The organism is Chitinophaga polysaccharea (assembly GCF_902150045.1).
In the GTDB taxonomy this organism is placed as follows: Bacteria; Bacteroidota; Bacteroidia; order Chitinophagales; family Chitinophagaceae; genus Chitinophaga; species Chitinophaga polysaccharea_A.
On sequence record NZ_CABFVU010000001.1, the window covers coordinates 831,995 to 846,978 of the forward strand.

Below are 14,984 nucleotides of genomic sequence, written 5' to 3' on the forward strand. Positions count from 1 at the left end.
AATTATAAACCCTGCTGATTATTACAGTCTGCCTTGCACATCGTGCTCTGGCACTGCCTGGTAGCTCTCTTTCATTTTACGGAGCTTTTCCTTACCGTAAGCCAAACGGGTAATCACCACGTACAGCACCGGCACAATAAAGATGGCCAGGAATGTAGCGGTGAACATACCGCCCAATACTGTCCAGCCCATCGTTTTACGCGCTTCCGCACCTGCACCGGAAGAAAATACCAGTGGCAGGATACCCAGCAGGAAGGCCAGCGATGTCATGATAATGGGGCGTAAACGCAGCTTCGCTGCTTCCACTGCCGCCGTTACCAGGTCCATCCCCTTATCCACCCGCTCTTTTGCAAACTCCACGATGAGGATCGCATTCTTGGCCGACAAACCAATCAGTGTAATTAACCCGATCTGTGCATATACGTTGTTGCTCAGCTTAGGCAGGAAGGTAAGCACCGTAATGGCCCCAAAGGCGCCGATAGGCACCGCCAGGAGCACGGAGAACGGAACAGACCAGCTTTCGTATAATGCGGCCAGGAAGAGGAATACAAAGATGATAGACAAGGCGAAAATATATATGGTTTTGGATCCCGACAACAGCTCTTCACGGCTCAAACCCGAGAACTCATAACCATATCCTTCCGGCAGCGTTTGCGCCGCCACTTCCTTCAGTGCATTGATGGCATCACCACTACTGTATCCCGGAGCCGGGTTACCGTTTATTTCCGCAGAACGGAACAGGTTATAGTGGGAAATCACCGGGGCGCTTTCTATTACCTTATAGGAAGTAAGAGCGCTTAACGGCACCATAGAACCCGCGCTGTTGCGTACAAACAGCTGGCTAAGGTTTTTGATATCACCGCGGTAAGTGGAATCCGCCTGCGTTACCACGCGGAAGTTACGGCCATAAATGGTGAAGTCGTTGATATAGGCGCTACCCATATATGTTTGTAATGCAGTAGCAATATCGGAGATCTTCACGCCCATTTTCTTCGCCTTTTCACGGTCAATATCCAGCTGGTAGCCGGGTGTGCGTGCGGTGAAGAAAGAGAACGCCTTCGCTATTTCCGGGCGCTTGTTGGCAGCAGCCAGGAAGTTCTGCAACACGCCTTCAAATGCCTTTACTTCACCGGCGCCCTTTTGTTCCAGTATAAAGGAGAACCCTGCTGTGGAACCCAGGCCCGGAATGGCCGGCGGTGGAATTACCACCACATTGGCTTCTTTGTATTTCGACAATTTCTTCTGCAGCGTGGCCACAAGCCCGAACACCTGCAGGGAATCCGGCTTACGTTCATCCCATGGTTTCAGCTGGCAGAAGATAGTAGCACTGTTCGATTTAGTAGCAAAGTTTACCACGTTCAATCCTCCGAGCGCAGCATAGTGGGCAATACCTTCCGTATTATCCAGGTCTTTCATCATTTGCTGCATTACGGCCAGGGTGCGCTCTGTTGAAGAAGACTCCGGCAAATCGAACGTAATGTAGATACGGCCTTCATCTTCCGTTGGTATAAAACCTGTTGGCTTGCTCTTGAACAACATCATGGTACCTACAAAAATGCAGACCAGGATCACTATCACAAAGCGGAAGTAACGGATACTCTTTTTCACGCCCACAGAATAGCGGGAAGTAGTATGCCCAAACCAGCGGTTGAATTTAAAGAAGAACTTGTTCAGCCCTTTCGAATCTTTGTCCAGGTGCATGGGTTTCAGCAGGAGGATACACAATGCCGGTGTTAATGACAACGCCACAAATGCGGAGATCATTACAGAGATGGCAATAGTGATCGCAAACTGCTGATAAAGCCGGCCTACGATACCTGGTATAAATCCTACCGGTACAAACACCGCTGCAAGGATCAGCGCAATCGCAATCACCGGTCCGGATATTTCCTTCATGGCCATTGCGGTAGCATCCCTGGGCGACATCTTCTCATGGTCTATATTATGCTGCACCGCTTCCACCACCACAATGGCGTCATCCACCACGATACCGATTGCCAGTACGAAACCGAACAGGGTAAGCGTGTTGATGGTAAATCCAAGTGGTATAAAGAAGATGAAGGTAGCGATAATGGATACCGGGATAGCCAGTACCGGGATCAGCGTAGCGCGCCAGCTCTGCAGGAACAGGAATACTACGATCACCACCAGGATCAGCGCTTCCACAATAGTATGCACCACCTCTTCTATAGATACTTTTACTACGGAAATGGATTCAAAAGGCACTACGTATTCCACATCGTTGGGGAATTGCTTCTTCAGCTCTTCCATGGCAGCTGTCACATTTTTGGCAGTTTCAATCGCGTTACTTCCCGGCGCCTGGTATACAAGCAGGTAGGCAGCACGTTTACCATCAACGAAGTTGTTACCGGAGTAGTTAAATTTACCTAACTGTACACGGGCCACATCTTTCAGGTATACCAGCGATCCGTCTGAAGGACGGGTTTTAACAATGATATTTCCAAATTCTTCCGGGGTGGATAAACGTCCTTTTGTGAAGATGTTGTACTCAAATGTTTGCCCTGCCTGCTGCGGCGGCGCGCCTACAGAGCCAGCGGTGATCTGCGCGTTCTGCTCTGCCAGCGCTGCGCGGATATCATCGGCGGTTACGCCCATTTCAGCGAGCTTGTCGGGTTTCAGCCAGATACGCATACTGAAATCATCCGCACGGGTGAAGATATCGCCCACCCCTTTTGCCCTCAGCAATGCATCTTTTACATATACGTTGGTATAGTTATCCAGGAAGGTGATATCGTGTGTGCCTTTAGGTGAGTACAGTGCCACCAGCATGAGGATACTGGGGTTACGCTTTCTAACGGTGAGCCCTAAACGCTGTACTTCCTGTGGCAGGGTAGGCTGCGCAATTCCCACACGGTTCTGCACATCCAGCGCGGCAATATTGATGTCGGTACCCACTTCAAAGTTTACCGTCATGCTCATCTGCCCGCTGCTGGTGTTGTTCGTGTTGATATAGGTCATGCCCGGCGTACCGTTCACCTGCACTTCCACGGGTGTGGCTACGGTTTGTTCCACCGTTTGTGCATCCGCCCCGGTATAGGTACCTGTTACCTGTACGGTGGGAGGCGATATTTCCGGGTACTGACCTATGGCCAGGTTCATCATCGCCAGTATTCCCACCAGTACCAGTACTATAGATATTACTATAGCCGTCACGGGTCGTTTTATAAAAGTATCTGCAATCATGATCTTCTGCTGTTGATTCTACTGATAAACTATTTCTTCGCAGGCGCACCTGTTGGAGCGGCTGGTATTCCTATCTGTATTTTGCCGCCATCGCGTAAACGCTGGAAGCCTTCTGTGATCACCTTATCACCGGCCTGGATACCATCCATGATCACGATCCTGTCGCCGATCCTCGGTCCCAGGTGTACTTTCTGCTGGGCAGCCACGGAATCTTTTGCAACAAATACAAAGTATTCCCCCATCTGCTCAGTGAGCGCTTTATAAGGGATGATCAGTCTTTCGCCGGACTGCTCATTCAGCACGCGCAATACGCAGCTCATACCGTCTTTCAGCCTGTCGTCCGGGTTATTGAACTCGATACGCACACGGATGGTACCGGTTTGATTATCTACCCCGCGGTCAATGGCGAGGATCTTACCGGCGTGTACGAACTCAGTGCCATCGGATAACTGCAGACGGAAAGTAGAGTCGCTGGCTTTTCCACCCTGCATGCCTGCAAAACGGGAGATCTCATTTTCTGTTATCACGAAATCAACTCCTATCGGGTTTTCACTGGAGATGGTATTCAGCAGGGTGGTACCGGGGCTCACCTGTGCGCCGAGCTTTACCTGTGAAATACCTATACGCCCGGTAAACGGCGCTTTGATCAGGGAATAATCCAGGTCTGTACGAACGGCAGCAAGATTGGCTTCTGCTGCAGCCAGCTGGCTGCGGGAAGTTTCCAGGGTTGCTTTCGCATTATCCAGTATCTGGCGGGCCACCGCATCCTGGTCGGCCAGGCGCTGGTAACGGTCGTCATCTTTCTTTGCCCTTTCAAAGCTGGCTTTTGCACTGGCTACATTGGCCTGTGCCTGCAAATAAGCCGCTTCATATTTGCGGCGGTCTATTTCATACAGGGGCTTTCCTTTCTGCACTACTTCACCTTCTTTAAAAAAGATCCCGGTAATAAACCCTGATACCTGGGAACGCAGTTCTACCTGGTTCAACGCTACTACCGTGGCGGGGTATTTATCGTAATAAACGGCCGGTGCTACGGATGCCTCCGTAATATTCACCGGTGTAGGGGGCATAGCGGGCGCTCCCTTCTGGGCCGGACCTTTACAGGCAGTAAAGCCCAGGATGCTGGCAGCGCTGATTAAGACAATGTGGTTCATTTTTTTCATATCCGTTCCGGTTACCATTTAATAATTAGCTGTTAAGGTTCCTAATGCTTTTTGCAGGTCTATCCGGCTGGACAATACCTGGTACATGGAGTTATAAAAATTCAGCTGCGCGGTACGCAGTTCTGTTTCAGACACCAGTACATCGAGATAGGTTTTGATCCCTTCCTTATACTGCAGCTGTAACATATCATATACATCCTGTGCCATCTGCACATTTTCCTTCAATGTGAGATAGTCGTTGTAATTACTTTTATAATTGGCCATCGCCTGCGCATACTGCGAATTGATCTGGCTTCTTAAAGCCGCAAAATCCCATTGGGTACGCTGTAACTGCAGCTCTGCCATGCGGATGTTGTGCACTCTTTTTCCTCCCTGGAAAATGGGTAAGGATAGCTTCAATCCCAGTAAGGAGTTCGGATAGTTCTCGCTGTACAATTTGCCAAACTGTTCGTTCTGATAAGCAAAGGAGTAATTGATAAATGCAGATACCGTGGGCAGATAGCTCCATTTGTTATATTTCAGGTTGGCTTGCTGCAGGCTTTGATTCGTTTCCAGTAACTGGTACTCGATACGGTTTTTATAATCTGCGGTAAGCAGGGTATCTGCGCCGGTTACCTGTGCGGCCACAGCTGCAGAGTCTTCTGTAAGCGGTACATCTCCGCTGTTCACCGGGTATCCCATCAGCTGTTTCAGGTAGGCCTGTTTGGCTGTAAGCAGCTCACGCGCTGCCTTTTGTTGTGCGCGTGCATTGTTCAGCGAAATGGTAGCGCGTTTGGCATCGGTTTTATCTACCACACCGCTGGCATACTGGTTATTCGCATCTTTCAGGCTTCTTTCCAGGCGGGTAATATCTTCGTTCAGTACCTTGATCTGTTCGGTAGTGAGAAGCACATCATAGTAGGCCTTGCTTACATCTGCTACCAGGTCTATCTGGTTACGCGCGGTTGTTTGCCGGCTTTGCCTCCGTATGTCCCTTGCCGTATTGGTGGCCAGTAAAAGGTCACGGGTGAAGATGTTCTGGTTCAGCCCGAACAATGCAGTGGAAGTATTTGCCACGCCTACTTTGGTGGGATTACCTCCAAAAATAGAAGTGGGCAGTTCCAGGTAATGCTGGATGTTATAATCCAGGTTTACCTGCGGGTACCAGTCGGCCAGTTTACTCTTTACTGTCCGGTCGGTGATCGCTTCATCAATAAGCGATTGCCTGATAACCGGCTGGTGGGTAAGGGCATACCTTACACAGTCCTGCAGGGTAGCGCTGGTTAACAGGGAATCAGAAGATTGCTGTGCAAATACCTGCGGGGATATAATTAATCCGCATGCCACAGCTAACAAATAAAATGCTCTTTTCATAAAAGGCTTTTGACATTCAGTTCATCATTGTACCAATCGAAAGGAAATAACGCATACATAAAAAGCTCGGCTTTTAATGGCATAGCATTATTGTCCTGTATTTGTTGCGACGCTATCCGCATCACAACATTTTTAATTGCCGCAAAAACATGTCAGGCTGTAATAATTACAGCAAACAGGTAGGTTGATTAGAGAGTCGCGGATTCAAAATCATCTGGAACTTTAACGCACGGTTTCCAGAGTGGTTCCAGGTATCTGAATACAACGTATAACAGCGAAGTAGGTATACAACAACTAATCTTGTTGTTTAGGTAAAACGAATTCGGGCGCTAAGATAACGTTATGAAAACAAAAATCCACCCTTCCGGGTGGATTTTAACAAATAAGTGAAAATCAGTTCCGGTCATCCTTTATTACGACCGCTGACAATATGTTTTTCTGCGTGATAGGATGATCTTACTAACGGTCCTGACTCTACGTAGTCGAGTCCCATGTTATAACCTATCTCGCGTAATTCTGCAAATTCATCAGGATGAACAAAGCGTGCCACGGGCAGATGTTTTGGTGTAGGCTGCAGGTACTGGCCCAGCGTTACCACATCACAACCGTTATCGTACAGGTCCTGCATGGCCTGTACCACTTCTTCTTTTGTTTCGCCCAAACCGAGCATAATACCGCTCTTGGTGCGCATGCCACCTTCTTTCAGGCGACGGATCACTTCCAGGCTGCGGTGATATTTGGCCTGTATCCTTACCTGCTTGGTTAAACGTTCTACCGTTTCCAGGTTGTGTGATACAATTTCAGGCGCCACATCAATGATACGCTGGAGGTTTTCCCACTGGCCACGGAAGTCCGGGATAAGGGTTTCCATGGTGGTTTCAGGATTCAGCGCCCTTACAGCATTGATGGTGTTGGCCCAGATGATGGAACCGCCGTCTTTCAGCTCGTCCCTGTCTACAGAGGTGATAACGGCATGTTTTACTTTCATCAGGTAAATGGCTTCCGCCACTCGTTGCGGCTCATCGAAATCCACTGCTTCCGGACGGCCGGTGGCTACGGCACAAAAGCCGCAGCTACGGGTACAGATGTTTCCCAGGATCATAAAAGTAGCGGTGCCGGCTCCCCAGCATTCGCCCATATTAGGGCAGTTGCCACTTTCACAGATCGTATGTAATTTATGGGTATCTACCAGGTTTCTAACCTGTTTATAATTCTCGCCTATGGGTAATTTAACGCGCAGCCAGTCGGGCTTTTTCACTCTTGTTGTAGCCGGTTCGGCGGCTATTACGGGTAGTTCTTGCATCGCTTATTCCTTTCTTTAGAAAAGCAAAGTTAATACTTATCTCTTATTCCAGCGCTTCCCGAATTGGATGCTGACATATGCATTAAAAAAGAACTGTTTATTCGGGTCAACTCCATCTACTACCACCATAATAGGGATCTTTTTGGTATAATATTCACCATTCACTCCCACTTCCAGGGCGCTCACCACCTCGTTGAAATGGGCCCAGTCGAACCGCATACCCAATTTGGCATGCAATCCCGGAACCACGCTGAGGTTGTTCCATCCTTTTCCGAAACCACCCGCGCCGTTGATCTGCTCTTTGTGCAGGAAAAGGTCTGCAGTTTCAGGGGTGTACTTGATATCCACATTTTCACCCGTTTCATTCTGCACATTCAGGTAATAGGGTTTTACCAGCCCCAGGGATACGCCTCCATAATAGACAGCGTCTACCTCCACCCCGTTTTTATTGGCTTTACCGCCAATCAGGTACCGTTGGCCTACACCCAGTTTGGCCTGGTAAAAATTATTCTGTTTACCGTATATATATGGGCGCTGGGTAAAGGCATACCCGCTATTGACCTTTACTTCCTTATTACTCTTCTTCTCCCCAAACTCAAACTGGAAATAATTCACTTTTTTCCTCGTTTTCCGGTATCCCAGTTCCGCAAAACCAGACCATCCGTCGGTGTTCAGCCTTGCCCCTGCAGAAAAATCACGCTGGAAAACATTCTCTCCCTCTTCCTGTTCGCGGAAAATGGAGATCTTTTTCAGCTTACGCTGTTCCTTATCACTTTTCTTGGTGCTTTGCTGCCGGGTGGTGGTTTGCGCAAACAAACCGCCGGATATTGTTGCTAAAAACAGGATTAAGTATATTTTTTTCACAGTGGGCTATTATTATAATAAATAAACGCTTGAACAAAGGTATTGTTATGTATATATTACAAACGTAGCTAATTTTTTTTTAGTTTACCAGGGACCTTTACTGCCATGGATACACTTATAATAAAAATACATTTAATTTTACGGATTGATCATTTAAAAAGATATCATGCAAACAGCATCTATTATCTATACCGGCCAGTTACGTACCACCGCCACCCATTTGCAATCAGGCACTGTTATCGAAACAGATGCACCTGTTGACAACCGTGGCAGGGGGGAAAGATTTTCTCCCACCGACCTTGTAGCCACTGCCCTGGGCTCCTGTATGCTCAGCATTATGGGCATTAAGGCTATGGATAATAACTGGGCCATTGAGGGCACCAAAGTAAGCGTACAGAAAATAATGGGCACAGACCCGCGCCGTATCACGGGCATCACCATCGTATTCGACTTCCCCGAAGGCCATGGCCTTGGTGAAAAAGAACGGACCATCCTGGAAAGGGCGGCACATACCTGCCCGGTGGCCATGAGCGTGCACCCGGACATTGTACAGGATGTCACCTTTAATTGGTAATGCACCGCCTCCGGCGATGCGGATTTTGTCTTGGAACACTGATTACGATGATTTTGATGATTACTTTGATTTTATTTTTGAGTTTTTGTAATAATAAAGGGAGATAAAAGCGATATCCGCTTATGTCTTCCTTAATATTTTTATACGCTTAAAAGAATAAAATCAAAGTAATCATCAAAATCATCGTAATCAGTGTTCCAAGACAAAATCCACTTACACACCTGAAATGATCTTCACTCCTATAGCGCACTGCAGGCACCTTTTCTCATCACAATAATGCTGTTTCAGCTGCAGCAGTGCCTGCGATTCCAAAGCGCTTTCCTGGCCAATGCCCAGCTGGCTCCAGCTGTTAGTGATATGGTTCCTTTCCGGCGGCAGCTGCTGCAGGAAATGCAGGGCTTTTTCCTGGTAATATTTGCCATTCTTATCCTGTCCGTACAGGAACAGCAGGGGCAGCACCGTGTTGATCAGGATACCCTGTACCGCCTGCTTCCCGGGCCGCTGCGTGCGCGCTACGGGGTGCCCGAAACGGTAATGCGTATGCCAGTACGCCGATGGCTGCACGAAAAAAAGTTGTTCCAGGGCCGTTACATCGGGGGCTTCCAGGATCCGGGAAAACAGGTGGGTGGATTGTTGCAGCAATGCGGCAAAAGTGGCCAGCCGCATGGTGGGAAAGGCTGCAGGGCGCATCCGCAGCCAGTTCCAGTGGTGGGCTGGAATTGGACTGAGCCGGAATTTGTGCTGCAGGTGCCCGTAAACATCCTGTAACTGTAACGCATATCCGTCGGTTTGCGGGGCTTCCAGCATCCCTGCCTGGCCAAACAGCAGCGCCTCTACCTGGAGCAGCAGGTGCCGGTACCGCATCAGCGTTTTATAGGGAAGCGACTGCGCCACCTGCAGGAAAGGCAAGGCATTTACCGGTGTACCATAACTCTGCGCCACTGCCCAGTAGCACACTTCCTCCCAATTGTAATGATTATGCTGCAGCCAGGCCCGCAGGCTGCTGATCTTACGTTCCCAGCGCTCCGCCAGCAACCGCTCCTTCCAGCTTAGCCAGATCAGCTGCGGCACCTGCACGGCATGGGGGGCACATGGCACAAAGGGCGATAATGATTTCAACTGCTCATAACGTTGCAGGAGCACCTTGGGGATATGCTGCTGCAATTCCAGGCAGGGGGCATTCCCGGTAACAACATCGGGCATGTCGTGCACAAACACCACATGCAGGATAATACGGCCGTATTGTGCATTATACTGATGCCCGTGCCGGAACCAGTCGGATGTGCGCAGGTGCAGCTCCACCTGGCCTACCCATAAAGTAGCGCCGATCCTGATCTTTGCAGCCGAAAAATCCGGTCCGCCATTGTGGTTATGAACGCCTGGAAATATTACCTGTACCGGCTCTCCGCCGGTAGTGGTCAGATGATCCTGCTTAAATAGCCGGAAGGCCCAGATATGCTGGAACAGCTCTTCTGAGAGCAACGGGTTAACAAACATAAAAGATATGGTTGGGTATAAAATAATATCATCCAAAGGTAATAAAACACCGGTTAATAAATAAAAAACAACTCCAATTTGGAAATCTGCCTAAAGTGATATTACCTTTGCGCCAGTTCTTACACATCACTTATCCAGAAAGGCGGAGGGACTTGGCCCTGCGATGCCTTAGCAACCTTTCCTGATCTATGATCAGGAAAAAGGTGCTAATTCCTGCCCTGGTGCAAACCGGGGAAAGATAAGTTGGCAGAGATAATACTTCACAGATATATATAACTTTCTAAAGGAGCTCTTCCAACAAACGGGAGAGCTTTTTTTATGCCCCCTCCCCGCCCCTTTCATGGATTTGTTGTTGTTTAAGTTGATCTTTAATGATATCGTTGCAGTTGGCAATTGTGCACATTGAACATCATTAAAAATAATTTATAACATGAAAACAGCTACACAACTGATTCACAGCATACCGGTAGACGAACTGACAGGCGCCATTTCTGTGCCTATCTATCAAACGTCCACTTTTGTGCAGGAATCACCCGGCATCAATAAAGGCTTTGAATTTTCGCGGGCAAACAACCCCACGAGAAAAGTGCTGGAAGACCTCATCTGCAACCTGGAAGAAGGGTTTGCCGGGTTTGCGTTTGCCAGCGGTATGTCGGCCATAGATGCAGTGCTGAAGCTGTTAAAGTCCGGCGATGAGATCATGGCCGTGGAAGACACCTACGGCGGCATCTTCCAGATCTTTAACCACATGTTTGAACGCTTTGGGATCAAAGTGAATTTTGTAGATACCAGCAACCTCGATAAAGTACTGGCCGCCATTACGCCCAATACAAGGATCATCTGGCTGGAATCGCCCACCAATCCCACTTTGCGCGTATCTGATATTAAATCTATCAGCAAAATTGCCAAACAGCATAATATCCTGCTGGCGGTAGACAATACCTTCAGTACCCCATTACTGCAACAGCCGTTAACACTGGGCGCAGATCTTGTGATCCACAGCGCCTCCAAATACCTGGCAGGCCATTGCGATGTGATCGCCGGCCTTGTAGTAGTGAACTCAAAAACACTGGCAGACCAGATCCGCTATAACCAGAATATTTCCGGCAGTATACTCAGCCCCTTTGAAGCATGGCTTACTATACGCGGTATTGAAACACTGTACCTCCGCCTGGAAAAACAATGCAGCAACGCCAGCGCCATCGCTAACTGGCTGGCCACACATCCTGCAGTGGATAAAGTGTTCTATCCCGGGCTGGCCACCCACAAAAATCACCACATCGCCCGTAAACAACAAAAAAATTACGGCGCTCTGGTAAGCTTTTCCCTGAAAAGCGACAATATCAAAAATGCGATCCGTATCGTAAACGCTACCAAATTATTTAAGCTGGCAGAAAGCTTTGGCGGCGTGAAAAGCATGCTGGCCCACCCGGCCACCATGACGCATCGTACCATCCCGGAAGAATTCCGTAGAAAAACAGGACTACAGGATTCCTGCATCCGTTTATCAGTAGGCATTGAAGATGCCGATGACCTGATCAACGACCTGAAACAGGCGCTGGACAGACTAAACCATCCGGCCGGCAAGCAAATTACAGTTTTACAATAAAGCCATTAGTGGTTGGTAACACCACTTTCAATGTACGGAAACTGATCATCTCTGCACGGCGAAAGACTGATTGCTAAGGCTGCAAGCTCAAAAAAAGTATGGAAAACAAGATCATCAATTTAGGCATTTTCGGATTCGGCGTCGTAGGACAAGGACTCTATGAAGTTTTGAACAGAACAAAAGGTATTAATGCACGGATCAAAAAGATCTGTATTAAAGATCCTAATAAATCAAGGCCGATCGACAGCAGTTATTTTACGACAGACAAAAATGAAATACTCGAAGATCCTACCATTGACGTAGTAGTAGAGCTGATCAATGAAACCGAAGCAGCCTTTGAAATAGTGAGCAAAGCGCTCCGCAACGGTAAAGCCGTAGTAAGCGCCAGCAAACGAATGATCGCTGAAAACCTGCCGGCTCTGTACCAGCTGCAGGCGGAAAACAAAGTACCCTTCCTGTATGAAGCATCCAGCTGCGCAAGTATTCCCATTATCCGTAACCTGGAAGAATACTACGATAACGACCTGCTCAATGCAGTGGAAGGTATCTGTAACGGCTCTACAAATTATATTCTTACAAAAATATTTGAAGAGAACCTCAGCTTTACCACCGCCCTGCAACAAGCGCAAGACCTGGGTTTCGCGGAAACAGATCCTACACTGGATATCGAAGGATATGATCCGAAATTCAAAATAGTGATCCTGCTGCTCCACGCATTCGGTACTTTTGTGAAACCGGAAGAAGTGTTCAACTTCGGTATCCATCACCTGAATGATTTTGATATCCAGTTTGCCAAACAAAGGAATTGTACTATCAAACTCATTGCACAATGCCGCCGTCAGAACGGGCATGTATTCGCTTATGTACTGCCACACCTGATCAGGGAGCACAACCTGCTCTACGATGTGTACAACGAATACAACGGTATCCTGCTGGAAAGCGCATTCACCGACAAACAGTTCTTTGTAGGTAAAGGCGCAGGCGGTACCGCCACCGGCAGCGCCGTATTATCGGATATCTCCGCACTGCTGTACAACTACCGCTACGAGTACAAAAAGATCAAACAAAACAACCAGCCCAGCTTTACGAATGATGTAAAACTGAAAGTATACCTGCGCTACAAATCGCCCGACCAGGTGGACCTGGCAGAGTTCTTTAATATCTCTGAAAAATATGAGTCTACTGAATGGCGCTATGTGGTAGGTGCTATCAACCTGCAGAAGCTGAGAGAAGCCGGCTGGCTGAAAAATAAAGATGTGAATATCCTGGTATTGGAATAAAAGAGATGTAATAAAGCAAAAACCAATCATGATTGCGGCGCAGTTCTCTGCGCCGTTCTTATTGATTAAAAATTTTCCAGCTCTTCCACTACCCTGCTTACCGGTAGCCCCATTACATTATAGAAGCAACCATTTATACTGTCTATCCCCACAGCACCGATCCATTCCTGTATGGCATAGGCGCCTGCCTTGTCGAAAGGTTTGTACTCATCCACATAATAAGTGATCTGCTCCGTGGTTAACGGCTTGAAATGTACAGCCGTTGTTTTGGAAAAAGCTACTTCCCTCTCTCCCTGCCTGATAATAACGCCGGTGACTACACGATGTTCTCTTGCGCTGAGCCGCGATAAAATGTTAATGGCATCTTCCCGGTTCTTTGGCTTGCCGATAATATCATTGTCCAGTACCACCACGGTATCCGCAGCAATAATAACATCGCCGGGAGCGCACAGCTTCCGCACGGCGGCGGCCTTCTGGCGCGCAATATGCACGGGAATATCCACAATGGCTAATTCGGGAGGAAAAGTTTCTGCTGTTTCTATCACCTTCACCTGGAAAGGAATGCCGGCCTGTTCCAGCAATTGCTTTCTGCGCGGCGACTGCGAAGCCAGGACAACGGGTGCACGGTTATACATCTCTATAAATAAAGTTTAAAAAATATCATTGATAAAATTCCGGTGAGCATAATCACTTTTACCAGTGAGCTTACCTTGTGATAATGTTCTGGGAGACTTGCCTTTTTCAGCAACACGTAAATGTAGGCACAGGGCGCCTGTACAAACAGGAGCAGGTAACCGATGGCTGCATACCAGCCCAAAATCCATACCCTGATCTCTACCAGGAGGATAATAATTACCAATGCCAGCAAAAGGGCATTACAAAAACGCTTGGCTGCCAGTACTCCCCAGGCGATGGGCAGGGTGCGGCATCCGTCTTTACTGTCGCCCATCATATCTTCCAGGTCCTTCACAATTTCCCGGACCATGGAAATAAGAAAAGCAAATAATGCATATACCCCAATGATCTGTATCAGCTTCCTGCCGGTAGGCGAAATGATGGCTTCAAAACTATGATAGATCTGGCTTTCGTAAAAGCCCACCACCACCACGGCCAGGGCGGTTAACAGGGAAATGACCACATTCCCGATCAGCACCTGTCTTTTAAAAGAAGTGGAATAAAACCAGAGCAGTAGTGAACAGATCACCTGTGTAAAGCCAAGATAGAACTGCCCGGTTTTCCATGCCACCACAAACCCCAGCGATACGCCGGCCAGGTTAAGCATGGTATGCCAGGCCATTGCCCAGCGCCGACTGATGATTTTATCCAGCACCATCTTATCCGGCTTGTTGATGATGTCTATATTTATATCAAAATAGTCGTTGATAATATAACCCGCAGCCGCCACCAGTATGGTAGACAGGCTCAGTAAAACAAACTGGGGAACCGGTAGCGACGGCTCTTCGCCGGAGCTGCGTAACACCGGCTCTACCACGCAGTATTGCAGTAAAAACTGGGTGAGGGCAATATATACCAGGTTCGGGTACCTGATCAGTTTAAAAAATGCAGCCCAGAGCTTCATAGTTTTCTCTTTTATTATTTCGATGCGATTCCTTCATCCATTAACCAATGTCCGTTCAGTTTCAATACTTTTTCCATTACCTCTCTTACGCAACCATGGCCCCCGGGCAGAGGGGACACGTACCTCGAAATACTTTTTATTTCGGCTGCTGCATCTGCGGGGCAGGTGGGTAAAGCTACCAGTTGCATAGGCAGGTAATCCGGGATATCATCTCCCATATATAATATCTCGTCCCAGCGAAGATCATTTTCAAAAACATAATCCTGCAGTTTCTCCTGCTTATCGTGTACCCCTGTATAGATATCTTTTATACCCAGCCCCTGTAACCTGCTCACCACGCTTTCCGATTTTCCCCCTGAGATGATCACTACCCGGTAACCCTTTTTCACCGCCAGTTGCAGCGCATAGCCATCCTTAATATTCATTCTGCGCGACATTTCGCCGCCCGGCAGCAATTGCAGGGTGCCATCCGTAAGCACACCATCCACATCCAGTACAAAGGTGGTGATAGATTTAAATAAAGCCAATACGTTCATGGGGCCAAAAATAGCCAATTAC

The 14,984-nt window shown here is 48.1% G+C and carries 12 protein-coding genes and 1 riboswitch; of the genes, 3 read left to right on the top strand and 9 right to left on the bottom strand.

Annotation, left to right across the window (positions count from 1 at the left end; all coding sequences use genetic code 11):
- Positions 1-21: 21 nt before the first annotated feature.
- From FN124_RS03365 to FN124_RS03385, 5 genes are all read right to left on the bottom strand, one after another.
- Positions 22-3,204: an efflux RND transporter permease subunit gene (locus FN124_RS03365; RefSeq protein WP_142683374.1), complete on the bottom strand. Its 3,183-nt coding sequence runs from the start codon at positions 3,202-3,204 to the stop codon at positions 22-24.
- A 29-nt stretch (positions 3,205-3,233) separates the two neighbouring features.
- On the bottom strand, positions 3,234-4,358 hold the full coding sequence (locus tag FN124_RS03370) for an efflux RND transporter periplasmic adaptor subunit (RefSeq protein ID WP_260607312.1): 1,125 nt from the start codon (positions 4,356-4,358) through the stop codon (positions 3,234-3,236).
- A gap of 27 nt (positions 4,359-4,385) precedes the next feature.
- Complete coding sequence (locus tag FN124_RS03375) at positions 4,386-5,720, bottom strand: TolC family protein (protein ID WP_142683376.1); 1,335 nt, start codon at positions 5,718-5,720, stop codon at positions 4,386-4,388.
- A 403-nt stretch (positions 5,721-6,123) separates the two neighbouring features.
- Positions 6,124-7,023, bottom strand: coding sequence for a lipoyl synthase (lipA, locus tag FN124_RS03380; protein ID WP_079468971.1), 900 nt, complete (start codon positions 7,021-7,023; stop codon positions 6,124-6,126).
- A 36-nt stretch (positions 7,024-7,059) separates the two neighbouring features.
- Entirely contained in the window at positions 7,060-7,887 is an 828-nt protein-coding gene (locus FN124_RS03385) for a hypothetical protein (RefSeq protein ID WP_142683377.1), read from the bottom strand.
- A gap of 166 nt (positions 7,888-8,053) precedes the next feature.
- Between FN124_RS03385 and FN124_RS03390 the strand changes: the two genes are divergently transcribed.
- A complete protein-coding gene (locus tag FN124_RS03390) occupies positions 8,054-8,461 on the top strand; it encodes an OsmC family protein (protein WP_142683378.1) in 408 nt (135 codons plus the stop codon).
- 213 nt (positions 8,462-8,674) lie between these two features.
- Here the strand turns inward: FN124_RS03390 and FN124_RS03395 are convergent, their stop codons facing one another.
- The gene (locus FN124_RS03395) at positions 8,675-9,958 is read right to left on the bottom strand and encodes a DUF2851 family protein (protein ID WP_142683379.1); all 1,284 of its coding nucleotides are present in this window, start codon (positions 9,956-9,958) and stop codon (positions 8,675-8,677) included.
- Between the two features lie 127 nt (positions 9,959-10,085).
- Positions 10,086-10,203: riboswitch (SAM riboswitch) on the top strand.
- Between the two features lie 185 nt (positions 10,204-10,388).
- On the opposite strand from FN124_RS03395, the gene FN124_RS03400 reads away from it, so the two are divergent.
- Positions 10,389-11,567, top strand: a complete 1,179-nt coding sequence (locus tag FN124_RS03400; protein WP_142683380.1) for a trans-sulfuration enzyme family protein — start codon at positions 10,389-10,391, stop codon at positions 11,565-11,567.
- 98 nt (positions 11,568-11,665) lie between these two features.
- Complete coding sequence (locus FN124_RS03405) at positions 11,666-12,847, top strand: homoserine dehydrogenase (protein WP_142683381.1); 1,182 nt, start codon at positions 11,666-11,668, stop codon at positions 12,845-12,847.
- 65 nt (positions 12,848-12,912) lie between these two features.
- On the opposite strand, the gene FN124_RS03410 is transcribed toward FN124_RS03405, so the two are convergent.
- From FN124_RS03410 to FN124_RS03420, 3 genes are read right to left on the bottom strand one after another with little or no spacing between them, the layout of a single operon-like run.
- Entirely contained in the window at positions 12,913-13,482 is a 570-nt protein-coding gene (locus tag FN124_RS03410) for a Maf family protein (protein WP_142683382.1), read from the bottom strand.
- A gap of 2 nt (positions 13,483-13,484) precedes the next feature.
- On the bottom strand, positions 13,485-14,426 hold the full coding sequence (locus FN124_RS03415) for a geranylgeranylglycerol-phosphate geranylgeranyltransferase (RefSeq protein ID WP_142683383.1): 942 nt from the start codon (positions 14,424-14,426) through the stop codon (positions 13,485-13,487).
- Positions 14,427-14,440: 14 nt separating this feature from the next.
- Entirely contained in the window at positions 14,441-14,962 is a 522-nt protein-coding gene (locus tag FN124_RS03420; RefSeq protein ID WP_142683384.1) for a KdsC family phosphatase, read from the bottom strand.
- Positions 14,963-14,984: the final 22 nt, after the last annotated feature.

Bases quoted from the DNA above. Each gene is read 5' to 3' on its own strand.
- FN124_RS03375 (WP_142683376.1), bottom strand. From the start codon at position 5,720: ATGAAAAGAGCATTTTATTTGTTAGCTGTGGCATGCGGATTAATTATA.
- FN124_RS03390 (WP_142683378.1), top strand. From the start codon at position 8,054: ATGCAAACAGCATCTATTATCTATACCGGCCAGTTACGTACCACCGCC.
- FN124_RS03400 (WP_142683380.1), top strand. From the start codon at position 10,389: ATGAAAACAGCTACACAACTGATTCACAGCATACCGGTAGACGAACTG.
- FN124_RS03415 (WP_142683383.1), bottom strand. From the start codon at position 14,426: ATGAAGCTCTGGGCTGCATTTTTTAAACTGATCAGGTACCCGAACCTG.
- lipA (WP_079468971.1), bottom strand. From the start codon at position 7,023: ATGCAAGAACTACCCGTAATAGCCGCCGAACCGGCTACAACAAGAGTG.
- FN124_RS03370 (WP_260607312.1), bottom strand. From the start codon at position 4,358: ATGAACCACATTGTCTTAATCAGCGCTGCCAGCATCCTGGGCTTTACT.
- FN124_RS03405 (WP_142683381.1), top strand. From the start codon at position 11,666: ATGGAAAACAAGATCATCAATTTAGGCATTTTCGGATTCGGCGTCGTA.
- FN124_RS03420 (WP_142683384.1), bottom strand. From the start codon at position 14,962: ATGAACGTATTGGCTTTATTTAAATCTATCACCACCTTTGTACTGGAT.
- FN124_RS03410 (WP_142683382.1), bottom strand. From the start codon at position 13,482: ATGTATAACCGTGCACCCGTTGTCCTGGCTTCGCAGTCGCCGCGCAGA.
- FN124_RS03395 (WP_142683379.1), bottom strand. From the start codon at position 9,958: ATGTTTGTTAACCCGTTGCTCTCAGAAGAGCTGTTCCAGCATATCTGG.
- FN124_RS03365 (WP_142683374.1), bottom strand. From the start codon at position 3,204: ATGATTGCAGATACTTTTATAAAACGACCCGTGACGGCTATAGTAATA.